This is a genomic window from Streptomyces sp. NPDC079167 (assembly GCF_040686735.1).
Taxonomy (GTDB): Bacteria; Actinomycetota; Actinomycetes; order Streptomycetales; family Streptomycetaceae; genus Streptomyces.
In genome coordinates this window covers 77,841-102,002 of record NZ_JBFBLO010000018.1, presented here as the reverse complement: position 1 = coordinate 102,002, position 24,162 = coordinate 77,841, and the positions used below count along the sequence as shown (strand labels likewise).

Annotated in this window: 19 protein-coding genes; 18 read left to right on the top strand and 1 reads right to left on the bottom strand. The window is 69.2% G+C overall.

The window, feature by feature from the left end:
• Positions 1-8 precede the first annotated feature (8 nt).
• The 15 genes from AB0P41_RS29705 (at position 9) to AB0P41_RS29635 (ending at position 20,159) form a co-directional block, all read left to right on the top strand.
• A complete protein-coding gene (locus tag AB0P41_RS29705; RefSeq protein ID WP_365935188.1) occupies positions 9-1,400 on the top strand; it encodes an MFS transporter in 1,392 nt (463 codons plus the stop codon).
• Between the two features lie 62 nt (positions 1,401-1,462).
• Complete coding sequence (locus AB0P41_RS29700) at positions 1,463-2,014, top strand: isochorismatase family protein (protein WP_356716005.1); 552 nt, start codon at positions 1,463-1,465, stop codon at positions 2,012-2,014.
• A 195-nt stretch (positions 2,015-2,209) separates the two neighbouring features.
• Complete coding sequence (locus tag AB0P41_RS29695) at positions 2,210-4,432, top strand: ABC transporter substrate-binding protein (protein WP_365935146.1); 2,223 nt, start codon at positions 2,210-2,212, stop codon at positions 4,430-4,432.
• A gap of 335 nt (positions 4,433-4,767) precedes the next feature.
• Positions 4,768-6,642, top strand: coding sequence for a translational GTPase TypA (typA, locus tag AB0P41_RS29690; protein WP_356716001.1), 1,875 nt, complete (start codon positions 4,768-4,770; stop codon positions 6,640-6,642).
• A gap of 442 nt (positions 6,643-7,084) precedes the next feature.
• Positions 7,085-8,710, top strand: a complete 1,626-nt coding sequence (locus AB0P41_RS29685; RefSeq protein ID WP_365935143.1) for an ABC transporter substrate-binding protein — start codon at positions 7,085-7,087, stop codon at positions 8,708-8,710.
• A 122-nt stretch (positions 8,711-8,832) separates the two neighbouring features.
• Entirely contained in the window at positions 8,833-9,762 is a 930-nt protein-coding gene (locus AB0P41_RS29680; protein ID WP_356715997.1) for an ABC transporter permease, read from the top strand.
• On the top strand, positions 9,755-10,696 hold the full coding sequence (locus AB0P41_RS29675; RefSeq protein ID WP_356715995.1) for an ABC transporter permease: 942 nt from the start codon (positions 9,755-9,757) through the stop codon (positions 10,694-10,696). The genes AB0P41_RS29680 and AB0P41_RS29675 overlap by 8 nt, the downstream gene beginning before the upstream one ends.
• A gap of 11 nt (positions 10,697-10,707) precedes the next feature.
• Positions 10,708-11,766: an ABC transporter ATP-binding protein gene (locus AB0P41_RS29670; protein WP_356715994.1), complete on the top strand. Its 1,059-nt coding sequence runs from the start codon at positions 10,708-10,710 to the stop codon at positions 11,764-11,766.
• Positions 11,759-12,901 (top strand): dipeptide ABC transporter ATP-binding protein, encoded by a 1,143-nt coding sequence (locus AB0P41_RS29665; protein WP_356715992.1) that lies wholly within the window; start codon positions 11,759-11,761, stop codon positions 12,899-12,901. Before AB0P41_RS29670 ends, AB0P41_RS29665 begins: the two co-directional genes overlap by 8 nt.
• A 165-nt stretch (positions 12,902-13,066) precedes the next feature.
• Positions 13,067-14,695, top strand: a complete 1,629-nt coding sequence (locus AB0P41_RS29660) for an ABC transporter substrate-binding protein (RefSeq protein ID WP_365935140.1) — start codon at positions 13,067-13,069, stop codon at positions 14,693-14,695.
• A gap of 92 nt (positions 14,696-14,787) precedes the next feature.
• Positions 14,788-15,711 carry an ABC transporter permease gene (locus tag AB0P41_RS29655; RefSeq protein WP_365935139.1) on the top strand — a complete coding sequence of 308 codons (924 nt, stop codon included), beginning with the start codon at positions 14,788-14,790 and terminating at the stop codon, positions 15,709-15,711.
• The gene (locus tag AB0P41_RS29650; RefSeq protein ID WP_356715986.1) at positions 15,704-16,696 is read left to right on the top strand and encodes an ABC transporter permease; all 993 of its coding nucleotides are present in this window, start codon (positions 15,704-15,706) and stop codon (positions 16,694-16,696) included. The genes AB0P41_RS29655 and AB0P41_RS29650 overlap by 8 nt, the downstream gene beginning before the upstream one ends.
• 13 nt (positions 16,697-16,709) lie before the next feature.
• Positions 16,710-17,687: an ABC transporter ATP-binding protein gene (locus AB0P41_RS29645; RefSeq protein WP_365935137.1), complete on the top strand. Its 978-nt coding sequence runs from the start codon at positions 16,710-16,712 to the stop codon at positions 17,685-17,687.
• Positions 17,677-18,816: a dipeptide ABC transporter ATP-binding protein gene (locus AB0P41_RS29640; protein ID WP_365935136.1), complete on the top strand. Its 1,140-nt coding sequence runs from the start codon at positions 17,677-17,679 to the stop codon at positions 18,814-18,816. Before AB0P41_RS29645 ends, AB0P41_RS29640 begins: the two co-directional genes overlap by 11 nt.
• A gap of 203 nt (positions 18,817-19,019) precedes the next feature.
• The gene (locus tag AB0P41_RS29635) at positions 19,020-20,159 is read left to right on the top strand and encodes a hypothetical protein (RefSeq protein ID WP_365935134.1); all 1,140 of its coding nucleotides are present in this window, start codon (positions 19,020-19,022) and stop codon (positions 20,157-20,159) included.
• A 27-nt stretch (positions 20,160-20,186) separates the two neighbouring features.
• On the opposite strand, the gene AB0P41_RS29630 is transcribed toward AB0P41_RS29635, so the two are convergent.
• Positions 20,187-22,313, bottom strand: a complete 2,127-nt coding sequence (locus tag AB0P41_RS29630; protein ID WP_365935133.1) for an alpha/beta fold hydrolase — start codon at positions 22,311-22,313, stop codon at positions 20,187-20,189.
• A gap of 166 nt (positions 22,314-22,479) precedes the next feature.
• On the opposite strand from AB0P41_RS29630, the gene AB0P41_RS29625 reads away from it, so the two are divergent.
• The 3 genes from AB0P41_RS29625 (at position 22,480) to AB0P41_RS29615 (ending at position 24,143) form a co-directional block, all read left to right on the top strand.
• Positions 22,480-22,674 (top strand): DUF2304 family protein, encoded by a 195-nt coding sequence (locus AB0P41_RS29625; protein ID WP_056793925.1) that lies wholly within the window; start codon positions 22,480-22,482, stop codon positions 22,672-22,674.
• Between the two features lie 93 nt (positions 22,675-22,767).
• Complete coding sequence (gene mshB / locus AB0P41_RS29620) at positions 22,768-23,685, top strand: N-acetyl-1-D-myo-inositol-2-amino-2-deoxy-alpha-D-glucopyranoside deacetylase (RefSeq protein ID WP_356715976.1); 918 nt, start codon at positions 22,768-22,770, stop codon at positions 23,683-23,685.
• Positions 23,682-24,143: a DUF6113 family protein gene (locus AB0P41_RS29615; RefSeq protein ID WP_356715974.1), complete on the top strand. Its 462-nt coding sequence runs from the start codon at positions 23,682-23,684 to the stop codon at positions 24,141-24,143. The genes mshB and AB0P41_RS29615 overlap by 4 nt, the downstream gene beginning before the upstream one ends.
• Positions 24,144-24,162: the final 19 nt, after the last annotated feature.

Genomic DNA, 24,162 nt, shown 5'->3' with positions numbered 1-24,162 from the left:
GCGCGCCGGTGGCGGAACCCCGGCCCGCGCCGGTGGCGGAACCCCGTCCCGGTTTCGGCGCCCGGCTCACCGCGCCGCTGCTGATGGGCTCCCTGCTCAACCCGCTGAACACCACGATGATCTCCACCGCCCTGGTGGCCATCGGGCACTCCTTCGACATCGGGGCAGCCGACACCGCCTGGCTCATCTCCGTCCTCTACCTCGCCAGCGCCGTCGCCCAGCCCGTCCTCGGCAAGCTCGCCGACACCCTCGGCCCGCGCCGGGTCTTCCTGGCCGGCCTCGTCGTCGTGGTCGCCTCCGGGCTGGTCGGCGCACTGGCCCCCGGTTTCGGCACCCTGATCGTCTCCCGGCTGCTGCTCGGCATCGGTACGTCGGCCGCCTACCCGGCCGCCATGGCCGTCCTGCGTGACGAGTCGCACCGGCTCGGCCGCCCCACCCCGCGCCCCGTGCTCGCCAGGCTCTCCTTCGCGGCCCTGGGCAGCGCAGCCGTCGGCCCCGCGCTCGGCGGGCTGCTCGTGTCGGCCGTCGGCTGGCGCGGCATCTTCGCCGTCAACGTGCCGGTCGCCCTGCTCGCCCTCGGTGCCGCGCTGCTCTGGGTCCCGGCCGACCCGCCGCGCGAGCGGGCCGCCGGCGGGGGCGCGCCGAAGCTCGCCCTGGACCCCCTGGGCATCGGACTGTTCACGACCGCGCTGACCGTGCTGGTCTTCTTCCTGCTCGACCTCGCCCACCCGCAGTGGTGGCTGCTCGCCCCCTTCGCCGTCCTGACGGCGGTCCTGGTCCGGTGGCAGTTGCGCACCCCGCAGCCGTTCATAGACATCCGGATGCTCGCCGGCAACGGCCCCCTGCTGCGTACGTACCTGCGCCACGGCCTCAGCTATCTGCTGATCTACTGCGTCATGTACGGCTACACACAGTGGCTGGAGGAGGCCCGCGGCTTCTCCTCCGGGCACACCGGGCTGCTCATGCTGCCGATGTCGGTCACCGCGCTCGTCTGCTCGCTGCTCGGCGCCCGTACGAAGGGGCTGCGCGCCCCGCTGACCGTGGCCTGCCTGCTGCTCACCGCCGGCGCGGGCCTCCTGCTGTTCCTCTCCGGCGAGACCCCGCTCGCCGTCCTGCTGCTCGCCGGAGCGTGCTTCGGCGTCCCCCAGGGACTCATCGGCACGAGCAACCAGGCGGCCGTCCAGGCCTACGCGCCCCCCGAGAGCATCGGCGCCGCCGCCGGGCTCCAGCGCACCGCCCAGTACATCGGCGCCATCACCGCGTCCAGCCTGATCGCCCTGGCCTACGCCGACGCGGCGAGCGACGCGGGACTGCACCTCATGGCGGCGGTCTCCGTCGTCCTGGCGGTGCTGCTGGCCGCCCTGACCCTCACCGACCGCGCCCTGCGGCCCCGCACCTGACCCCCGGCACGTCCGCACATCGCACATCGCACATCGCACATCGCACATCAAGGAGTACGCACATGACCGCCACCGTCCTGGACCCCCGGACCGCACTCGTCGTCGTCGACCTGCAGAAAGGCATCGTCGCCCTTCCCACGGCCCACCCGGCCGAGGACGTCGTGGCCAACTCGGTGACCCTCGCCGAAGCCTTCCGCGCCAAGGACCTCCCGGTCTTCCTGGTCCGCGTGACAGGCGGCGCCCCCGGCCGCAACGAGGGCAGGGCCCCGGGCGGCAGGCCCGCCGCTGACTGGGCCGACATCCTGCCCGAGCTCGGCCCGCGCGAAGGCGACACCGTCGTGACCAAGCAGCAGTGGGGCGCCTTCTACGGCACGGCGCTCGACCTCGAACTGCGCCGCCGCGGCATCACCCAGGTCGTGGTCACCGGCATCGCCACCAGCATCGGCGTCGAGTCCACCGCCCGCGCCGCGCACGAACACGGCTACCACGTCACCGTCGCGACGGACGCCGTCACCGACATGGACGCCGAGGCCCACCGCAACAGCGTCGAGAAGATCTTCCCCAGGCTCGGCGAGACCGGAACCACCGCCGCGATCGTCGAGCTCCTGGGCTGACCCGCCGCCCGGGCCGGTACCGGGGCCGCACGGGTGACGTCGGCGGCCCCACCGGCCGCGTCTGCCGCCTCCCGCGCGTGAAGGTGCTTTCAGTGGATCAGCGAATCAGTCTGATCAACTGCAAATGCCACCAGAACGCATCATCCGGTCCATTCCGGTACGGGGTGGGCCGGGCCGGCCCCGGAGGTATCAGCCATGGCCCACGTCGGCGTCCCACGCGGGACGGCCCGAAAGCGCCGCTCGCTCGCGCTCCTGGCGACAGGTGTGCTCACGATCCCGGCGCTGGCGGGCTGCACCTCGGACAGCGAGGGCCCCACCTCGGCGGCCGTCCCGCAGGACATCGCCCCCGCCTCCCGGGACCAGGTGACCGAGGGCTCCACCCTCAGGTGGGCGATCGACGCGGTCCCCGCCACCCTCAACACCTTCCAGGCCGACGCCGACAGCGCGACCACACGGATCACCGGCGCCCTGCTGCCCTCGCTCTTCCCGCTGGACGCGCGGGGGGAGCCGCAGCTGAACCCCGACTATCTGGAGTCGGCGAAGGTCATCGAGCAGGAGCCCAAGCAGGTCGTCCTCTACAAGCTCAACCAGCAGGCGGTGTGGAGCGACGGCCGGGAGATCGGCGCCCCCGACTTCGTCGCGCAGTGGCGTGCGCTGAGCGGGAAGGACTCGGCCTTCTGGACCGCGCGCAACGCGGGATACGAGCGGATCGAGAAGATCGAGCGCGGCAAGGACGACCTGCAGGTCCGGGTCACGTTCGCCAAGCCGTACGCGGACTGGCGCTCGCTCTTCTCGCCGCTGTACCCGAAGGAGGTGACGGGGTCGCCCGGCACCTTCAACGACGGTGCCAGGGCCACCCTGAAGAACACCGCCGGGCCGTTCCGGCTGCGCAGTGTGAACAAGGACAAGGGCACGGTCGTCCTCGACCGGAACCCGCGCTGGTGGGGCGACGAGGCCAAGCTCGAATCCCTGGTCTTCCGCGCCGTCGAGCCCGAGGACCGCACCGAGGCGCTGACCGAGGGCACGGTGGACGTCGCCGACATCGACTCCGCCACGGCGAACGACATCGCCCTCGCGGCGCGCTACCAGGGCGGCAACGGCGGGCCGCCCGCCCACGGCCCGGGAGCCGACATCACCCCCGCGGCGGCCCTGCGGTCCTGGGCCCTGGCCCACGGTTCGGACGAGGAGGCCGCCGAGACCGCGCAGGCCGCCCGCGAGAAGAACCGGGAAGCCGTCGCGGCGTACGCCGCCGAACAGCAGGCGCTGAAGGGCTTCGCCGTACGCAAGTCACTGGAGCCCGCCTACACGCAGCTCGCGCTGAACGGCGAGTCCGGGCCCCTCTCCGACGACCGGGTGCGCCGCGCCATCGCCCGCACCCTGGACCGCCAGGAGCTCGCCGACACCGTCCTGAAGCCGCTCGGCCTGCCCGCGAAGCCGCCCGGCAGCCACCTGGCCCTGGCCGGACAGCCCGGCTACCAGGACGGCAGCGGCGCGCTCGGCGACCAGGACACCAAGGAGGCGCAGGCGCTGCTGGCCGACGCGGGATGGACCGTGGGCGGGGCCGTCCGCAAGACCGAGGACACCAAGGCGGGCAGCGAGGCCGAGAAGAAGGCCGACGAGAAGAAGGCCGACGAGAAGAAGACGGCCGAGGAGAAGGGCGCCGACAAGGCGGAGAAGGACGACAAGGCCTCGCGCGAGGAGGGGACGTACATCGTCGGCGACGAGAAGCCGGGCGACCGCCCCGCCGGTGACGCCGAGATCACCGCGCAGGACAAGCAGCCCGGCGGCGCCGCCGGAGCCTACGCCCCCGCGGGCACGGCCGCACCGGCCCCCGCGGCCGTCAAGGACCGCCTGGGCAAGGGCGGCAAGCCGCTGAGCCTCCGTTTCGTCCTGCCGTCGGGCCCCGGATCGCAGCCGCTGCGGACCGTCGGCGAGAAGATCGTCGAGATGCTGGACTCGATCGGCATCAGCACACAGATCACCAAGGTCGACGACGACAGCTACTTCAAGGACCACATCGCCTCCGGCGACTACGACATGGCGCTGTACTCCTGGCCCGCCACCGCCTACCCGGCGACCGACGGCCGCCCGATCTTCGCCAAGCCCGAGCCCGCCACCGACGGGTCGCTCCTCGTCGAGCAGAACTACACGCGGGTCGGCTCGGACCACATCGACCAGCTCTTCGACCGCGCGGTCTCCGAGCTCGACGCCAACGCGTCGCGGGACCTCCTGAAGCAGGCCGACGCACGGATCTGGGCCGCCGCGGGATCGATTCCGCTGTATCAGAGGCCACAGCTGGTCGCCGTCGACAAGAAGCTGGCGAACATCGGCGCCTTCGGCTTCGCCGCACCTCGTTACGAGGACATCGGATTCACCGGGCGGGAAGCGGCAGGTTCCCCCGCGAATCGTAAGAAGTAGCAGGTCAAAGCCACATTTGAAGCTCAGATGCAGCTCAATTCCCTTGCCCGCCGGAGCCCCCGGCGGGCAAGGTGGTGTCTGCCCAGACCCGGGCCGCTCGTCCTCCCACACCCCTTGCCGTCCGGCCACGCACCGGTTGGACGATGGCGTAATACCAGCTGAATATCGGCTGAATAGTGGCTGTAGCCCTGGCCTGTGGATCGGGCAGGGAAGCCCCGGACCGATCGGGCCCGTACCATTGGACTAGCCGTGGCGTGCCGCCCGGCGGGCGTACGAGGACTCGAAGACCGACTGAGACGCCTGATCCCACGATCCGAGAGAAGCGCAAGCCACCCATGCCCACGCGCCACGACATCCGTAACGTAGCCATTGTCGCCCACGTCGACCACGGCAAGACCACGCTGGTCGACGCCATGCTCAAGCAGGCGGGCGCCTTCGCCGCGCACGCCGCCGAGAACCTCGACGAACGCATGATGGACTCGAACGACCTGGAGCGTGAGAAGGGCATCACGATCCTCGCCAAGAACACGGCGGTGAAGTATCACCCCAAGGACGGCGGGGACCCGATCACGATCAACATCATCGACACCCCCGGCCACGCCGACTTCGGCGGCGAGGTCGAGCGTGGTCTGTCGATGGTGGACGCGGTCGTCCTGCTGGTCGACGCCTCCGAGGGCCCGCTGCCCCAGACCCGCTTCGTGCTGCGCAAGGCCCTGACCGCCAAGCTGCCGGTCATCCTCTGCATCAACAAGACGGACCGGCCGGACTCCCGGATCGCCGAGGTCATCGACGAGACCTACGACCTCTTCCTGGACCTGGACGCCGACGAGGACCAGATCGAGTTCCCGATCGTCTACGCCTGCGCCCGTGACGGCGTCGCCTCGCTGACCAAGCCGGAGGACGGCACCGTCCCCGCGGACAGCGACAGCCTGGAGCCCTTCTTCACGACCATCCTCTCCACGGTCCCCGCGCCGGAGTACGACGAGGCCGCCCCGCTGCAGGCCCACGTCACCAACCTGGACGCCGACAACTTCCTCGGCCGTATCGCGCTGTGCCGCGTCGAGCAGGGCGAGCTGCGCAAGGGCCAGACGGTCGCGTGGATCAAGCGCGACGGCACGATCTCCAACGTGCGCATCACCGAGCTCCTGATGACCGAGGCGCTCACCCGCAAGCCGGCCGAGAAGGCGGGCCCGGGCGACATCTGCGCCGTCGCCGGTTTCCCGGACATCATGATCGGCGAGACGCTGGCCGACCCCGAGAACCCGGTCGCGCTCCCGCTGATCACGGTCGACGAGCCGGCCATCTCGATGACCATCGGCACGAACACCTCGCCGCTCGTCGGCAAGGGCGGCAAGGGCCACAAGGTCACCGCCCGCCAGGTGAAGGACCGCCTGGACCGCGAGCTCATCGGTAACGTCTCGCTCCGCGTCCTGGACACCGAGCGCCCGGACGCCTGGGAGGTCCAGGGCCGCGGTGAGCTCGCGCTGGCCATCCTGGTCGAGCAGATGCGCCGTGAGGGCTTCGAGCTGACGGTCGGGAAGCCGGAGGTCGTCACCAAGCAGATCGACGGCAAGACGCACGAGCCGATCGAGCGCATGACCATCGACTCGCCCGAGGAGCACCTCGGCGCCATCACGCAGCTGATGGCGACCCGTAAGGGCCGCATGGAGACGATGACGAACCACGGCTCCGGCTGGGTCCGCATGGAGTGGATCGTGCCCTCCCGCGGCCTCATCGGCTTCCGTACGGAGTTCCTGACCCAGACCCGCGGCACGGGCATCGCGCACTCCATCTTCGAGGGCCACGAGCCCTGGTTCGGTGACCTGCGCACCCGTCACAACGGCTCGCTGGTCGCCGACCGCTCGGGCTCGGTGACGCCGTTCGCGATGGTCAACCTCCAGGAGCGCGGTGTCATCTTCACCGAGGCCGGCACCGAGGTCTACGAGGGCATGATCGTCGGCGAGAACTCCCGCGCCGACGACATGGACGTGAACATCACCAAGGAGAAGAAGCTCACCAACATGCGTGCGGCTTCCGCGGACACCACGGAGAACGTGGTCCCCGCCCGCAAGCTCTCGCTGGAGCAGTCCCTGGAGTTCTGCCGCGAGGACGAGTGCATCGAGGTGACCCCGGAGACCGTGCGTATCCGCAAGGTCGTCCTGGACCAGAAGCAGCGCGGCCGTACGGCCTCGCGCGCGAAGAACGGCTGACCTGGTCCCGATCGCCCGAACCGGCGTCCGAACCGTCGGAACGAGCCATTGACACGAGGCCTGGGCCCCCGCAGACACTGTGGGGGCCCAGGCCTTTCGTCAACCTGTTTTCCTGACCGAGGTGTCCGGTTATCGGGCGTCGCTCTCCGGAACATGTGTTAACGGTCCGTTTCGGGGGTGTCTGTCTGGGATCACTTTGTCCGGATTTCGGGCAACCACCCCTTCTCGATGTTGTCAAACCGAGACCCTTTAAGTGTGGTTTACAGCCCGGTGTTCCTTAATAGTTGGCTCCATTGAGCTCGGGTCAATGGGTCGTCGCACTGTGGGGAGTGCGGACTCACGAGCACACTCGGGGCACTGCAAACGATCGCCGTCAGGGGTGTCGGTGGATCTGTTCAGTGCCCCTCTTGTAGTCAAAAGTGGACTCATGAGGAGGAAACCCATGCGCGGTGCCAAGAGCGCCAAGTGGGTCGCGGGAGCGGCAATCATCGCCCTGGCCGCGACTGCCTGTGGCGGGGGCGACAGTGACGACAGCAGCAATGCCTCGAAGGAGAAGGGCAAGCCCGCGGGCTACGTCTCCATCGACGTCGGTGAGCCGCAGAAGCCGCTGATCCCGGCCGACACCAACGAGTCGCTCGGCAGCTACGTCATCCAGTCGCTGTTCACCCAGCTCCTGGACTTCGACGCGGACGGCAACATCGTCTACACGAACGCCGAGTCCGTGAAGTCGACGGACAACAAGACGTGGACGGTCAAGCTCAAGGCCGGCTGGAAGTTCCACGACGGCACCCCGGTGACGTCCGAGTCCTACATCAAGGCCTGGAACTGGTACGCCAACAGCAAGAACGCCCAGCAGAACGCGTTCTGGTTCGAGGACATCAAGGGCTACGCGGACGTCCACCCCGAGAAGGGTGACCCCAAGGCCACGGAGATGTCCGGTCTGAAGGCGGTCGACGACACGACCTTCACGATCGAGCTCAACAACGCCGTGCCGTACTACGAGTACAAGCTCGGCTACACCACCTTCGCCCCGCTGCCGGAGGTGTTCTACAAGGACACCAAGGCGTTCGGCCAGGCTCCGGTCGGCAACGGTCCCTACATCTTCGAGAAGTGGGACCACAAGAAGCTCATCCAGGTCAAGGCCAACCCTGACTACCAGGGCCCGAACAAGGCCAAGAACAAGGGTGTCCTCTTCAAGAACTACGCGACCGTCGAGGCCGCGTACCAGGACCTCCTCTCCGGCAACCTGGACATGATCCGCCAGGTCGGCCCGAAGGACCTGCCGAAGTACAAGACGGACCTCGGTGACCGCGCGATCGACGAGCCGTACGCGGCCATCCAGTCGATCGTCCCGACGTTCTACTCGAAGACCTTCAAGGACATCAACCCGAAGGTCCTCCAGGGTCTGTCGATGGGCATCGACCGCGACACGATCACCAAGACCGTGCTCAACGGCACCCGCAAGCCCGCCACCAGCTTCACGCCTCCGGGCGTCGCCGGTAACCAGGACCTGGGCACCGACGTGTTCAAGTTCGACGCGGCCAAGGCGAAGAAGCTCGTCGCCGAGGGCGGCGGCGTTCCGGGCAACAAGCTCTGGATCCAGTACAACGCCGACGGCGGCCACAAGGAGTGGGTGACCGCGGTCTGCGAGTCCATCCGCAACTCGACCGGGGTCGACTGTGTCCCGGACGCCAAGCCGGACTTCCAGACCGACCTGGAGGCGCGTGACAACGACCAGGTCAAGTCGATGTACCGCGGTGGCTGGGTGGCCGACTACCCCGTGAACGTCAACTTCATGCGGGAGCTGTACGGCACCACGGCGGAGGCCAACAACGGCCGGTTCTCCGACAAGGAGGTCGACGCGGCCTTCAAGAAGGGCGACAACGCGAAGACCCTGGACGAGTCGATCAAGGCTTACCAGGACGCGGAGAAGCTCCTCCTCGAGAAGATGCCGGCGATCCCGCTCTGGGAGTACAAGACCAACGGTGGTTACTCGAAGGCTGTCGACAACGTGACCATCGACTTCCACGGTGACTACAACATCACCGAAGTCACGGTCAACAAGTAACACACGCCTGAGGGCCCCCACTCGGCCATCAGCCGCCCACACCAGGCAGTAGGTCCCGGGGGGCCGCTCTCCGTATCCGGAGGGCGGCCCCTGGGCTGCTTTACCCCTAATCGGAGGCAAACATGGGGCGTTACGTCGCGCGGCGACTGCTCCAGATGATCCCGGTCTTCCTCGGATCAACCGCGCTGGTCTTCGCCATGATGTATCTGCTGCCCGGCGACCCCGTGCGCGCACTTGCAGGCGAACAGGCAGTCGACCCCACGCAGATCGCGGAAATGAAGAAGGAGCTGGGGCTCGACCTGCCGTTCTGGCACCAGTACTGGAACTACCTCGTGAACCTGTTCCAGGGTGATTTCGGCACACAGATCGCCAGCGGGCGACCCGTCGCCGACATCATTTCGGAAGCGTTCCCGATCACCGTCCGGCTGGCCCTGTTTGCCTTCATCTTCACGGTCGTCGTCGGTATCTCCATGGGCGTCTTCGCGGGTCTGAAGGCCGACACCCTTCGCGACCGCGGGCTGCTCGTCCTGACGCTCCTGCTCATCTCGGTCCCCTCGTTCGTGCTGGGCTTCCTCGGCCAGTACTTCTTCGCCTTCCAGCTCGGCTGGGTCGAACCCAACGTGAGCCTGGAAGCGACCTCCAGCGAGCTGATCCTGCCCGCGGTCGTCCTCGGGTCACTGTCGCTCGCCTATGTGGCGCGACTGACCCGTACCTCGGTCGCGGAGAACCTGCGCTCCGACTACATGCGCACCGCCGTGGCCAAGGGGCTGCCGCGCCGTCGCATCGTCGGTGTCCACCTGATGCGTAACTCGATGATCCCCGTCGTCACCTTTCTCGGCACCGACCTCGGTGCCCTGCTGGGCGGCGCCGTCGTCACCGAGGGCATCTTCAACGTCAAGGGTGTCGGTTACAACGTCTTCGACGCGCTCCGGCACCGCGAAGGCGCCACCGTCGTCGGCATCGTGACACTGATCGTCGTCGTCTATCTCGTCGCCAGCCTGGTCGTCGACCTGCTCTACGCGGTCCTGGACCCGAGGATCCGTTATGCCTGAGACGCTCAAGGAAACCACCGCGGACAAGACCGAGGCCGTGGCCGCGCCCGCCACCGCCGCTCCCGTGGGCAAGCCCCGCAGTCTGTGGTCGGACGCCTGGCACGACCTGCGGCGCAGCCCGCTGTTCGTCGTCTCGGCCGTCCTGATCTTCTTCCTGCTGGTGATGGCGATATTCCCCGGCCTGTTCACCGGAGCCGACCCGCGCTACGCAGACCTGGCCCACCACTACCTGCAGAAGCCCAAGTGGGGGAACTTCTTCCAGGAGGACTGGTTCGGGTACGACATCCAGGGGCGCTCGATCTACGCGCGTGTCGTCTACGGCGCCCGTGCCTCGATCACCGTCGCCGTCGTCGTGACCGCCCTGGTCACGATCCTGGGCACCGTGGTCGGCATGCTCGCCGGCTACTTCGGCGGCTGGATCGACACGATTCTGTCCCGGGTCACCGACATCTTCTTCGGCGTGCCCTTCATCCTCGGCGCGATGGTCGTCCTGACCTCGTTCGAGGAGCGCAAGATCTGGGTCGTCATCCTGGCCCTGGCCTTCCTCGGCTGGACCCAGATCGCCCGTGTCGCGCGAGGCTCGGTGCTGACGATCAAGCAGGCGGACTACGTGATGGCGGCCAAGGCGCTCGGCGCCTCGACCACCCGCATCCTGCTCCGGCACATCCTGCCCAACGCGATCGCCCCGGTGATCGTGGTCGCGACCATCGCGCTCGGCGGCTACATCTCGGCCGAGGCGACCCTGTCCTTCCTGGGCATCGGGCTCGCCGAGCCGACCGTGTCGTGGGGTGTCGACATCTCCTCCGGCCAGGAGCAGCTGCGTAACGCCGCGTTCGTCCTGATCATCCCGTCGGTCATGGTGTCGATCACCGTTCTGGCGTTCATCATGCTCGGCGATGCGGTGCGCAACGCCCTCGATCCCAAGCTGCGCTGAGGGAGGCGTACATGACCATCATCGACAAGACGGCGGATGTTCCTGCTCCGCGTGGTTCGAACGACGAGAGCGGCCCGCTGCTCGAAGTCCGCGATCTGCACGTGGAGTTCCACACCCGTGACGGCGTCGCCAAGGCCGTCAACGGAGTCAACTACAGCGTCAGTGCCGGCGAGACCCTCGCCGTGCTCGGCGAGTCCGGTTCCGGCAAGTCCGTGACCGCTCAGGCGATCATGGGCATCCTGGACATGCCTCCGGGCCGCATCCCCAAGGGAGAGATCTTCTTCCGCGGCCAGGACATGCTCAAGATGTCCAACGAGGAGCGCCGGAAGATCCGCGGCCAGAAGATCGCCATGATCTTCCAGGACGCGCTCTCCTCGCTGAACCCGGTCCTCTCGGTGGGCTACCAGCTCGGCGAGATGTTCCGCGTGCACCAGGGCCTCTCCAAGAAGGAGGCCAAGGCCAAGGCCATCGCACTGATGGACCGCGTGCGCATCCCGGCCGCCAAGGAGCGGGTCAACGACTACCCGCACCAGTTCTCCGGCGGTATGCGCCAGCGCATCATGATCGCCATGGCGCTGGCCCTGGAGCCCGACCTGATCATCGCGGACGAGCCCACCACGGCGCTCGACGTGACCGTGCAGGCGCAGGTCATGGACCTGCTCGCGGAGCTCCAGCGCGACTTCAACATGGGCCTGATCCTGATCACGCACGACCTCGGCGTGGTCGCCGACGTCGCCGACAAGATCGCCGTGATGTACGCGGGCCGGATCGTCGAGACCGCTCCGGTCCACGAGATCTACAAGCGCCCCGCGCACCCGTACACCAAGGGCCTGCTGGAGTCGATCCCGCGCCTGGACCAGAAGGGCCAGGAGCTCTACGCGATCAAGGGCCTGCCGCCCAACCTGCTGCACGTGCCGTCCGGCTGCGCCTTCAACCCGCGCTGCTCGATGGCGCAGGACATCTGCCGTACGGACATCCCGGCGCTGCGCCCGGTGACCGAGCAGGACGGCACCGAGCTGGTCGGCCGCGGCAGCGCCTGCCACTTCTGGAAGGAGACGATCCATGGCTGACCTCGAGAAGGGGCCCGTGGACGCCACCCCGAACGTCACCGAAGTGGCGACGGTCAACGCGGGCACCGAGTCCGAGGCCGTCGCGGCCATCGACTCGCCGGTCCCGCAGGGGGAGCCGATCCTCCAGGTGCGCAACCTGGTCAAGCACTTCCCGCTGACCCAGGGCATCCTGTTCAAGAAGCAGGTCGGCGCGGTCAAGGCCGTGGACGGGATCTCGTTCGATCTCTACCAGGGCGAGACGCTCGGCATCGTGGGCGAGTCCGGCTGTGGCAAGTCCACCGTCGCCAAGCTCCTGATGACTCTGGAGCGGGCCACCGCCGGTGAGGTCTTCTACAAGGGCCAGGACATCACCAAGCTGTCCGGCCGTGCGCTGAAGGCCGTGCGCCGCAACATCCAGATGGTCTTCCAGGACCCGTACACCTCGCTGAACCCGCGTATGACGGTCGGCGACATCATCGGGGAGACCTTCGAGATCCACCCCGAGGCGGCCCCGAAGGGTGAGCGGCGCCGCAAGGTGCAGGACCTGCTGGACGTCGTCGGTCTGAACCCGGAGTACATCAACCGGTATCCGCACCAGTTCTCCGGCGGTCAGCGCCAGCGCATCGGGATCGCCCGGGGCCTCGCGCTCAACCCCGAGATCATCATCTGCGACGAGCCGGTCTCCGCGCTCGACGTGTCGGTGCAGGCGCAGGTCATCAACCTGATGGAGAAGCTCCAGGACGAGTTCAACCTCTCCTACCTCTTCATCGCGCACGACCTGTCGATCGTCCGGCACATCTCGGACCGGGTCGGGGTCATGTACCTCGGCAAGATGGCCGAGATCGGCACGGACCAGCAGATCTACGACCACCCGACGCACCCCTACACCCAGGCGCTGCTGTCGGCGGTCCCCGTACCGGACCCCGAGGCCCGTGACGGCCGGGAGCGCATCATCCTCTCCGGTGACGTCCCGTCGCCGGCGAACCCGCCGTCCGGCTGCCGCTTCCGTACGCGGTGCTGGAAGGCCCAGGACAAGTGCGCCACCGAGGTGCCGCTGCTGGCGATCCCCGAGCGCTTCAAGGCCTCGGACACGCCGGCGGCGCACGAGTCGGCCTGCCACTTCGCCGAGGAGAAGGACGTCGTGCACGCGGCGTAGGACCTGATCGGACCGAACCGGAACGCCCGGCCCCCCCCGAGGGGCCGGGCGTTCCGGCGTTCCGTCCCGCCCGTACGGCGTACGGCGTAGGCCGACATGCGACGGAGTGTCATATGGGGTGATATGAGGCATTGAGCCACTCAAGGGAACCCTAGGAGGCACTCCATGCGCGGAGCCACACAGGCCAGGTGGGCCGCATGCGCCGTCGCTGTCGCCCTGGCGGCCACGGCCTGCGGCGGCGGGGACAGCGGTGGCGGCGGTGGAGCCGACGGGATCGTGAGCTCGTCCTGGGGAGACCCGCAGAACCCGTTGGAGCCGGCGAACACGAACGAGGTGCAGGGCGGCAAGGTCCTCGACATGGTCTTCCGCGGGCTCGTGCGCTACGACCCCAAGACGGGCAAGGCCGAGAACGAGATCGCCGAGAAGATCGAGTCGACGGACTCGCAGAACTTCACGATCACGATCAAGGACAACTGGACCTTCAGCAACGGCGAGAAGATCACCGCGAAGTCTTTCGTCGACGCCTGGAACTACGGCGCCGCTCTGAAGAACAACCAGAAGAACGCCTACTTCTTCCAGTACATCGACGGTTACGACAAGGTGCACCCGGAGTCCGGCGAGGCGTCCGCCACCACCCTCTCCGGCCTCCAGGTGGTCAACGGCACGACCTTCACCGCCAAGCTGTCGCAGAAGTTCTCCCTCTGGCCCGACACCCTCGGCTACGCCGCTTTCGTGCCGCTGCCCAAGGTCTTCTACACCGACCACGACGCCTGGCTCTCCAAGCCCATCGGCAACGGTCCCTACACCATCGACCAGTACGCCAAGGGCTCGTCGATGAGCCTGCGCCGGTGGGACGACTACCCCGGTGCGGACAAGGCGCAGAACGGCGGCATCGACCTCAAGGTCTACACCGACAACAACACCGCCTACACCGACCTGACCGCGGGCAACCTCGACCTGGTCGACGACGTACCCGCCTCCCAGCTCAAGAACGTCGAGGCGGACCTGGGCGACCGGTACATCAACACACCCGCCGGCATCATCCAGACACTCGCCTTCCCCTTCTACGAGAAGGCCTGGGACACCCCGGACGCGACCAAGGTCCGCCGGGGACTGTCCATGGCGATCAACCGGGCCCAGATCACCGACCAGATCTTCCAGAAGACCCGCACCCCCGCCTCCGACTGGACCTCGCCGGTCCTCGGCGCGGAGGGCGGCTTCAAGAAGGGCCTCTGCGGCCCCGCCTGCGAGTACGACAAGGCGGAGGCCAAGAAGCTGATCGAGGAGGGCGGCGGCATCCCCGGCGGCCAGCTCAAGATCTCGTACAACGCCGACACCGGCTCCCACAAGGAGTGGGTCGACGCGGTCTGCAACAGCATCAACAACGTCATGGGCAACAACAAGGCGTGTGTCGGCGGGCCCGTCGGCACCTTCGCCGACTTCCGCAGCCAGGTCTCCACCCAGAAGCTGACCGGAGCCTGGCGCGCGGGCTGGCAGATGGACTACCCGCTGATCCAGAACTTCCTCCAGCCGCTCTACTACACCAACGCCCCGTCCAACGACGGGAAGTGGAGCAACCAGAAATTCGACGACCTGGTCGACAAGGCCAACGCGGAGAGCGACAAGGCCAAGGCCGTCGCCACCTTCCAGGACGCGGAGAAGGTCCTCGTCGAGCAGATGCCCGTCATCCCGCTCTGGTACCAGAACGGCAGCGCGGGCTACTCGGACAGGGTCGAGAACGTCTCGCTGAACCCTTTCAGCGTCCCGGTGTACGACCAGATCAAGGTCAAGTGACCCGCTGAAGCCGGGTGGCCGGTGCGGCAGCCGCACCGGCCACCCGGCTTTCCGGTCCTCCCGCCCGCCAGCCCCGACCCCCGGGAGTCCTCATGGGACGTTATGTGATCCGGCGGCTGCTGCAGATGATCCCGGTCTTCTTCGGCACCACGCTGCTGATCTTCCTCATGGTGCACGTGATGGGCGACCCCGTCGCGGGCCTCTGCGGCGACCGCCAGTGCGACCCCGCGACCGCCGCCCAGCTGCGCAGCGAGTTCGGCCTCGACAAGCCGGTCTGGCAGCAGTACCTGACCTACATGGGCAACGTCTTCACCGGCGACTTCGGCACCGCGTTCAACGGTCAGAAGGTCACGGAGCTGATGGGCACCGCCTTCCCGATCACCATCCGGCTCACCATCGTCGCCATCGTGTTCGAGATCGTCATCGGCATCAGCCTCGGCGTCGTCACCGGCCTGCGCCGCGGCCGGCCCGTCGACACCACGGTGCTGATCCTGACCCTGGTCGTCATCTCCGTACCGACGTTCGTCACCGGCCTGCTCCTCCAGCTCCTGCTGGGCGTGGAGTGGGGCGTCATCAAGCCGTCCGTCTCCTCGGAGGCCCCGGTCGACGAACTCATCGTCCCCGGACTCGTGCTGGCCTCCGTCTCACTCGCCTACGTCACCCGGCTCACCCGCACGTCGATCGCCGAGAACGCCCGCGCCGACTACGTCCGTACCGCCGTCGCCAAGGGCCTCCCCAGACGCCGCGTGGTCGTGCGGCACCTGCTGCGCAACTCCCTGATCCCCGTCATCACCTTCATCGGTACGGACGTGGGCGCCCTGATGGGCGGGGCGATCGTCACCGAGCGCATCTTCAACATCCACGGAGTCGGCTACCAGCTCTACCAGGGGATCCTGCGCCAGAACTCCCAGACCGTCGTCGGGTTCGTCACCGTGCTGGTCCTCGTCTTCCTGGCGGCCAACCTGATCGTCGACCTCCTGTACGCCGTACTCGACCCGAGGATCCGCTATGCCTGAGCCGAAGCCGTGGGACGGGACGACGGGCAGCGGAGCGATCTCGGGCGCCGGGGCGGGCGGCGCGATGGACCTCGCCATGGACGAGGGCACCACCCTGGAGAAGACGCCCGGAGGCCCCGAAGGCACCGGACCCACCGGCAAGCCGCGCAGCCTGTGGTCCGACGCCTGGCGCGACCTGCGCCGCAACCCGGTCTTCATCATCTCCGCACTGGTCATCCTCTTCCTGGTGATCATCTCGATCTGGCCGTCGCTGATCGCCGGCCAGGACCCCCTCGACTGCGACCTGGCCAAGGCACAGGAGGGCTCCCAGCCCGGGCACCCCTTCGGCTTCGACGGACAGGGCTGCGACGTCTACACCCGCACCGTCTACGGCGCGCGGACCTCGGTGGCGGTCGGCGTCCTCTCCACCCTCGGGGTCTCGCTGCTGGGGGGCGTGCTGGGTGGCCTCGCCGGCTTCTTCGGCGGGACGTGGGACGCCGTGCTCTCCCGCATCACGGACGTCTTCTTCGGCATCCCCGTGGTACTGGGCGGGCTGGTCTTCCTGTCCGTCGTCACCAGCTCCACCGTCTGGCCCGTGATCGGCTTCATCGTGCTGCTCGGCTGGCCCCAGATCGCACGTATCGCCCGGGGTTCCGTCATCACCGCCAAACAGAACGACTACGTCCAGGCGGCCCGCGCGCTGGGTGCCTCGAACTCGCGGATGATGCTCCGGCACATCACCCCCAACGCCATCGCCCCGGTGATCGTCGTCGCGACCATCGCCCTCGGTACGTACATCTCGCTGGAGGCGACCCTGTCGTTCCTCGGGGTGGGCCTGAAGCCGCCGGCGGTCTCCTGGGGGATCGACATCTCCGCCGCCTCCCAGTACATCCGCAACGCCCCGCACATGCTGCTCTGGCCGGCCGGGGCGCTGGCGGTCACCGTGCTCGCCTTCATCATGCTCGGCGACGCGGTGCGCGACGCCCTCGACCCCAAGCTGCGCTGAGGAGCCCGCTGCCATGTTGCTCGAAGTGCGCGATCTGCATGTGGAGTTCCACACCCGGGACGGTGTCGCCAAGGCCGTCAACGGGGTCAACTACTCGGTGTCCGAGGGGGAGACGCTCGCCGTCCTCGGCGAGTCCGGCTCGGGCAAGTCCGTCACCGCCCAGGCGATCATGGGCATCCTCGACATGCCGCCCGGGAAGATCAGCGGGGGCGAGATCCTCTTCAAGGACCGCGACCTGCTGAAGCTCAAGAACGAGGAGCGCCGGCGGATCCGCGGCCAGGAGATGGCCATGATCTTCCAGGACGCGCTGTCCTCGCTGAATCCGGTCCTCAGCGTGGGCGCGCAGCTCGGCGAGATGTTCGTCGTGCACCGGGGGATGTCACGCGGCGACGCCAAGGCCAAGGCGATCGAGCTGATGGACCGGGTGCGCATCCCGGCGGCCCGGCAGCGGGTGGGCGACTTCCCCCACCAGTTCTCCGGCGGTATGCGCCAGCGCATCATGATCGCGATGGCGCTGGCGCTGGAGCCCGACCTGATCATCGCCGACGAACCGACCACAGCCCTCGACGTGACCGTCCAGGCCCAGGTGATGGAGCTGCTCGCGGAGCTCCAGCGCGAGCTCAACATGGGGCTCATCCTCATCACCCACGACCTCGGCGTGGTCGCCGACGTCGCCGACAAGATCGCCGTGATGTACGCGGGCCGGATCGTCGAGACCTCACCCGTCCACGAGATCTACAAGGCACCGGCCCACCCGTACACCAAGGGCCTGCTGAAGTCGATCCCGCGCCTGGACCAGAAGGGCCAGGAGCTGTACGCGATCAAGGGGCTGCCGCCCAACCTGCTGCACATCCCGCCGGGCTGCGCCTTCCACCCGCGCTGCCCCATGGCGCAGGCCGTGTGCCGCACGGACGTGCCGCCGCTCTACACCGTGGACGAGGAACGCCGGAGCGCCTGCCACTTCTGGAAGGAGACGCTCGATGCACGCTGACGAGACGGGCCGCGGGGGCGGCGGTTCCACGCTCCGGGCCGAGGCGCCCGTGCGCCCGTACGCCGGGGGCGAACCGATCCTGGAGGTGCGCGGGCTGGTCAAGCACTACCCGCTGACCCGGGGCATCCTCTTCAAGAAGCAGGTCGGCGCGGTCAAGGCCGTCGACGGCGTGGACTTCGACCTCGCGGCGGGCGAGACGCTCGGCATCGTGGGGGAGTCCGGCTGCGGCAAGTCGACCGTCGCCAAGATGCTCGTCCACCTGGAGCCGCCGACCGGGGGCTCGATCCGCTACAGGGGCGAGGACATCACCAAGCTGTCCGGGCGCGCCCTGAAGGCCGTGCGCCGCAACATCCAGATGGTCTTCCAGGACCCGTACACCTCGCTGAACCCGCGTATGACGGTCGGCGACATCATCGGGGAGCCGTACGAGATCCACCCCGAGGTGGCGCCCAAGGGCAGCCGCCGGCAGAAGGTGCAGGACCTGCTGGACGTCGTCGGTCTGAACCCGGAGTACATCAACCGGTATCCGCACCAGTTCTCCGGCGGTCAGCGCCAGCGCATCGGGATCGCCCGGGGCCTCGCGCTCAACCCCGAGATCATCGTCGCCGACGAACCGGTCTCCGCGCTCGACGTGTCCGTCCAGGCCCAGGTCGTCAACCTGCTGGACCGGCTGCAGAGCGAATTCGACCTGAGCTTCCTCTTCATCGCGCACGACCTGTCTATCGTCCGGCACATCTCCGACCGGGTCGGCGTCATGTACCTCGGCAGGATCGTCGAGATCGGCACGGACGAGGAGATCTACGACCACCCGACGCACCCCTACACCCAGGCGCTGCTGTCGGCCGTCCCGGTGCCCGACCCGACGGCCCGTGAGCACCGCGAGCGGATCATCCTCCACGGTGACGTGCCCTCACCGGCGAACATCCCGTCCGGCTGCCGCTTCCGCACCCGGTGCTGGAAGGCGCAGGAACGGTGCGAGCTGGAGGTGCCGCTGCTGGCGGTCCCGGCGGTCCTCCGGGACACGGACACACCGGCCCGGCACGACTCCGCGTGCCACTTCGCGGAGGAGAAGCAGGTGGTGCCGCCGGAGGACGTGCGGGAGGCGCCCGAGGACGACAAAGGGCGATAAATGAGCCTCATTTCCGTTAACACAGAGGCAACTTGACCGTCGTCGCACCGATATACGGACCTCCCACCATGGAGTGCGTACGGCCGTGCGGGTGCCGTGAACCGGCCGGGGCGTTCATCACGTCGCCCCGGCCGGCTGCACGCGCCCGCTCCGCCTCACAGGTCCCCTTGTCCATCGGCGGACCGCGGTGGAGTATCGCCGGTGTGATACTCACACGGGGAGCCAGGATCACCGGAGCGGTGCTCTGCGCCGTACTCGCGGCCGTCGTCGCGGGATGGATCGTGCGGGATCTACGGGCCGTCGGTGACGTGCCGGTCCTGCTGCGGTACTGGGCCGGCTACACGGACGGCTGGCCGAAGGCACTGCCCGCCACCCTCCAGGCCGACCCGGTGCTGCTCGTCGTCTACGTCCTCGCGCTGATCGCCGCGCTGCGCTCCTCGGTCGCCGCGTCCACACTGGTCGCCACCGGCCTGGTCACGCTCGCCCTGCGACTGCCGGGCGTCTGGACGATCGGATCGTCATGGATGGACGGGCGGTTCGAGGACGAGCTCCGCACCCGTGCCCTCATCGGCACCTTCGTCGCCCTGGCCGCCGGCCTCGCACTCGTCGTCACCGGAGCAGCGGGCCGCAGGCAACCCGTCGACTCCTACGGCTCCGACGAGCCGCTGCCCACCCGGCCCGGCCGCGGCGCCGGGGTCACGGCCTTCCTGGCGCTCGGCACCTCGGGGGCGGTCCTGATCGCCTGGGAGATCCGTCAGCTCTTCACGCTCCCCGACGCGCTCTATCCCGCCTGGTTCATCGGCGGAAAGACCCTCACGCTCGGGCTGACGGCCACCCCGCCCGGCTGGAGCAGCCTCGCGCTCGGGACGGCCTGCCTGGTGGTGGCCTGGACCGCGCTCTTCCGTGCCGTCCACGCCCGCCCGCTCGGCATGATCGTCGCCGGATTCCTGCTGGTCTCCGGCGGGTGCGGAATCGCCCGCGTCGTCCACAACGGGTGGCTGGAGCACTTCGGCGGGGCGCCGCTCGAACAGCAGCTCAGCATGGGCACCTCGTTCCTCCTCGCCTTCGCCGGGGCCGCGGCACTCCTCGTCCTCGCGCGCAGGGGCTTCGAGCGCACCGGCGGACAGAACGAGGGGTACGGGGGCCACGGCTATCCGCAGGGCGGGGCGCCGGGTTACGAATACCCGCAGGGCGGGGCGCCCGGTTACGGACACCCGCAGAGCGGGGCGGCGCCCGGCTACGGATACCCGCAGACCGGGAGCACGCCTCCCTACGGCTATCCGCAGAGCGGCGGCAGGCCGGGCAACCCGCCGCCGCCCGCCTCCCCGCCGCCCGGCTGGTGACGGCCGGTCCGAGAGGCTGCCAGGGGCCTACGCCCGGGACAGACCCAGGGACCGCCGGAGGAAGTCCACCTGGAGCAGCAGCAGGTTTTCGGCCACCTGCTCCTGCGGGGTCATGTGCGTCACCCCGCTCAGCGGCAGCACCTCGTGCGGGCGCCCGGCGGACAGCAGCGCGGACGAGAGCCGCAGCGCGTGGGCGACCACCACGTTGTCGTCGGCGAGCCCGTGGACGATCATCATCGGCCGCACGGTGTCGGCCGGCTCGGAGAGCCCCTCGTCGGTCACCAGGGAGTTGCGGGCGTACACCCCGGGCTGTGCCGCCGGGTCGCCGAGATAGCGCTCGGTGTAGTGGGTGTCGTACAGCCGCCAGTCCGTCACCGGAGCGCCGACGACGGCCGCGTGGAAGACATCGGGACGCCGCAGCACCGCGAGTGCCGAGAGGTAGCCGCCGTACGACCAGCCGCGCATGGCCACCTTGGAGAGATCCAGGGGAAAGCGCCCGGCCAGGGCGTGCAGCGCCTCGACCTGGTCGTCGAGGGTGAGCGTCAGGTCGTCCCGCACCGCCTTCTCCCAGCCGGGCGAACGGCCGGGCGCGCCCCGGCCGTCCGCGACGATCACGGCGAAACCGTGGTCCGCGAACCACTGGGACGTGAGGTGCGGATTGTGGGCCGCGACCACCCGCCGGCCGTGCGGGCCGCCGTAGGGGTCCATCAGCACCGGGAGCGGGCCGTCCGATTCCTTGTATCCGGTGGGGAGCAGCACGGCGCACGGGATCCGCCGTGCGCCCCCCTCCGTCAGCCGGACGTTCGCGGTCAGGACCGGCTCCTGGGCGAGGTTCGCCACATCGGCGATCCGCTTGCCGTCCCGCAGTACCCGCACCGCCGCCCCGGGGTGCTCCAGGGACGCCGAGACCAGCACCGTCACACCGCCCGCCCGCACCGCGGAGTGCACCCCGGGGCCCTCGCTGACGCGCTCCACGCCCAGCTCGTTGACCCGGTACACATGGCTCTGCCCCGTCTCCGGGTCCGCCGCGCCCTCACCCGCGGTCGCCTGCACCAGGATGTCGGACTCCCCGATGTCCAGCACCGCCTGGACGTGCAGCTGGTCACCGGTCAGCGGCCGGTCACCGACCGAGAGCACCCGCGCGCCCCCCTCGTCGGCGACCCGCACGAGCCGCCCGTCAGGCGCCCAGGCGGGCACCCCGGCGAAAAGATCAAGCCACACACCGTCTTCGTCGACGTGCACCGTGCGGGTCGCGCCGCTCTCCGTGTCGACGGCCAGATACAGCTGGCTGCGCTGGTCGCGGGCCTGCACCAGAAGCAGCGGGGCGCCGTGCGATGACCAGTGCACCCGCGCCAGATAGGGGAAGCGGGACCGGTCCCAGACAACCTCCGTGCGGGTGCCGTCCAGGGCCATCACGAAGAGCCGCACCTCGGCGTTGGCCGTTCCCGCCGCCGGATAGGCCACCTCGGCCGGCTTGCTCCCGGGGTGTGCCGGATCGGCGATCCACCACCGCTGTACGGCGCTGTCGTCGGCCCGGGCGACCAGCAGGCGGTCCGAGTCCGGCGACCACCAGAAGCCGCGGTAGCGGCTCATCTCCTCGGCCGCGACGAACTCCGCGAGGCCGTACGACGTGTGTGCGTCCTCCGGCTCCGCGACCGGCCGGTCACCGTCGCCCTCCGCCCCCACGACGCGCAGCGCGCCCCGTGTCACGTAGGCGATGTGCCGGCCGTCGGGGGAGGGGCGCGGGTCGATCACCGGACCCGGTACGGGCAGGGCGCGTGCCGTGCCCGCCCTCAACTCGGCTACGTACGCCTTCCCGGAGAGTGCGAAGGCCGCCAACTCGGCGGCGCCGTCCACCGCGTAACCCACGATGCCCGCCGAGCCCTCCCTCGTCCGCTCGCGCCGCGCCCTCTCCTGGGGCGACAGCTTCTCCGCCGAACCGCCCAGCAGGGTCTCCGGATCGGCCGCGATCCGCTCGTCGCCCGTCGCGGTGTCCAGCACCATGAGCCGGTTCGTCCGGTCGGTGCCGGAAGCCGACCGGAGGAACAGCACCCGCGTCCCATCCGGTGAGACGGTGAAGGCGCGGGGTGCGCCGAGAGTGAACCGCTGGGTCCTGGCGTGCTGGCGGGGAAAGGTCAACTTCTGCGAGGTCATGGCCCCGAACCTAGTCTGCGGCGGCCGGTCCGTGCGCCCCTCGTGCTGCTGTGCCCCGATCAATGCGTCGGCACGGATAGTTATGATCCGTAGCGCTCGGTGGGTATGAACCTGCTGGCTCCATGTGTGCTGCCCGTCCCGACCGTACTGATGGAGGTGAACCGCCGTGGCACTCTCGATTTCGGCGGTGGTGCTGCTGGCGATCGTCGTCTTCCTGCTCATCCGGAAATCCGGACTGAAGGGCGGACACGCGGTGGTCTGCATGTTGCTCGGCTTCTACATGGCGAGCTCGTCGATCGCCCCGACCATCTCGGAGGTGACGTCGAACGTGGCAGGCATGATCGGGGGCATCAAGTTCTGACGACCGTCCCGCCCTCCGACGGATACCCCGCCGGGCGCCCCCCACACCGTGGGGCGTTCGGCCGGTGGGCCGGCCTGCTCGTAGGGTGGTCCCATGAAGGACCTCCCCACCCGCCGTCTGCTCCTGGTGCACGCGCACCCCGACGACGAGTCGATCAACAACGGCGCCACCATGGCCAGGTACGCGGCCGAGGGCGCCCACGTCGCCCTCGTGACGTGCACCCTCGGCGAGGAGGGCGAGGTCATCCCGCCGGACCTCGCGCATCTCGCCGCCGACCGGGACGGCGGACTGGGCGACCACCGCATCGGCGAACTCGCCGCCGCGATGCGGGCGCTCGGGGTCACCGACCACCGGTTCCTGGGCGGCCCCGGCAGGTTCCGTGACTCCGGGATGATGGGCACCGAGCAGAATCACCGGCCCGGCGCCTTCTGGGCCGCCGACCTCGACGAGGCGGCCGGCCACCTCGTCGGAGTGATCCGCTCCCTCCGCCCCCAGGTCCTCGTCACGTACGACCCCGACGGCGGCTACGGCCACCCGGACCACATCCAGGCGCACCGCGTCGCGATGCGCGCGGCCGGCCTGGCCGCCGATCCCGCGTACGACGCCGACGCCGGGGCCCCGCACACCATCGCCAAGATCTACTGGAACCGGGTGCCCCGCTCCGTGGCCGAGGCGGCCTTCACACGGCTGCGGGACACCGCCCCCGACACCTTCCCGGGGATCGCCGCGGTCGACGACGTGCCCGGTGTCGTGGACGACGCACGGATCACGGCGGAGATCGACGGTTCGGCGTACGCCACGGCCAAGACCGAGGCCATGCGGGCGCACGCCACCCAGATCGCCGTGGAGGGGCCGTTCTTCGCTCTTTCGAACGACTTGGGACAGCCCCTTTTCACCACCGAGTACTACGAGTTGGCGCGGGGTACCCGGGGCGGGGACGACGGTTCCCGCGAGCACGACCTCTTCGCGGGCGTGACGGACGCGGCCCTCGCACCGGGAGCACAGACATGAGCAGCAGGCAGAGGCCACGCGCCTCGTCACAGGCGCCGCGCACCAACGCCCCGCCGAGGAGCCCCGCCCCCACCGGTCTCGCCGCGCCCTTGAACCCCGCGCGGATCCCCCTGTACGTGGGACTCGCGGTGCTCGGCGCGGCCGTCGGGATCGCCGGCACCCTCGTCCAGGCGGCTCTGTTCCCGGGCGGGCTGCTGCTCGCACTCGCGGCGTCGGCGGGTCTCTTCTACGGCGGCCGGGTACTGACGGGGACACAGCTCGGCGCCCTGGCGCCGGCGGTGGGCTGGTTCATCGCCCTCGTGCTCCTCCTCGGCGGGCGACCCGAGGGCGACTACGTCTTCGGCCAGGAGCTCGGCCTGGCCCTCTTCATGCTCGGAGGGACGGCTGTGGCTGTGATGTGCGCCACGATGTCGCGGCTGCGGTATCCGGCCGGTGGCACCGGCCCGAACGGCGCGTGATGTGGTATGTCCGCTCCCG

Bases quoted from the DNA above. Each gene is read 5' to 3' on its own strand.
- AB0P41_RS29700 (WP_356716005.1), top strand. From the start codon at position 1,463: ATGACCGCCACCGTCCTGGACCCCCGGACCGCACTCGTCGTCGTCGAC.
- AB0P41_RS29695 (WP_365935146.1), top strand. From the start codon at position 2,210: ATGGCCCACGTCGGCGTCCCACGCGGGACGGCCCGAAAGCGCCGCTCG.
- typA (WP_356716001.1), top strand. From the start codon at position 4,768: ATGCCCACGCGCCACGACATCCGTAACGTAGCCATTGTCGCCCACGTC.
- AB0P41_RS29685 (WP_365935143.1), top strand. From the start codon at position 7,085: ATGCGCGGTGCCAAGAGCGCCAAGTGGGTCGCGGGAGCGGCAATCATC.
- AB0P41_RS29680 (WP_356715997.1), top strand. From the start codon at position 8,833: ATGGGGCGTTACGTCGCGCGGCGACTGCTCCAGATGATCCCGGTCTTC.
- AB0P41_RS29675 (WP_356715995.1), top strand. From the start codon at position 9,755: ATGCCTGAGACGCTCAAGGAAACCACCGCGGACAAGACCGAGGCCGTG.
- AB0P41_RS29670 (WP_356715994.1), top strand. From the start codon at position 10,708: ATGACCATCATCGACAAGACGGCGGATGTTCCTGCTCCGCGTGGTTCG.
- AB0P41_RS29665 (WP_356715992.1), top strand. From the start codon at position 11,759: ATGGCTGACCTCGAGAAGGGGCCCGTGGACGCCACCCCGAACGTCACC.
- AB0P41_RS29660 (WP_365935140.1), top strand. From the start codon at position 13,067: ATGCGCGGAGCCACACAGGCCAGGTGGGCCGCATGCGCCGTCGCTGTC.
- AB0P41_RS29655 (WP_365935139.1), top strand. From the start codon at position 14,788: ATGGGACGTTATGTGATCCGGCGGCTGCTGCAGATGATCCCGGTCTTC.
- AB0P41_RS29650 (WP_356715986.1), top strand. From the start codon at position 15,704: ATGCCTGAGCCGAAGCCGTGGGACGGGACGACGGGCAGCGGAGCGATC.
- AB0P41_RS29645 (WP_365935137.1), top strand. From the start codon at position 16,710: ATGTTGCTCGAAGTGCGCGATCTGCATGTGGAGTTCCACACCCGGGAC.
- AB0P41_RS29640 (WP_365935136.1), top strand. From the start codon at position 17,677: ATGCACGCTGACGAGACGGGCCGCGGGGGCGGCGGTTCCACGCTCCGG.
- AB0P41_RS29630 (WP_365935133.1), bottom strand. From the start codon at position 22,313: ATGACCTCGCAGAAGTTGACCTTTCCCCGCCAGCACGCCAGGACCCAG.
- mshB (WP_356715976.1), top strand. From the start codon at position 22,768: ATGAAGGACCTCCCCACCCGCCGTCTGCTCCTGGTGCACGCGCACCCC.
- AB0P41_RS29615 (WP_356715974.1), top strand. From the start codon at position 23,682: ATGAGCAGCAGGCAGAGGCCACGCGCCTCGTCACAGGCGCCGCGCACC.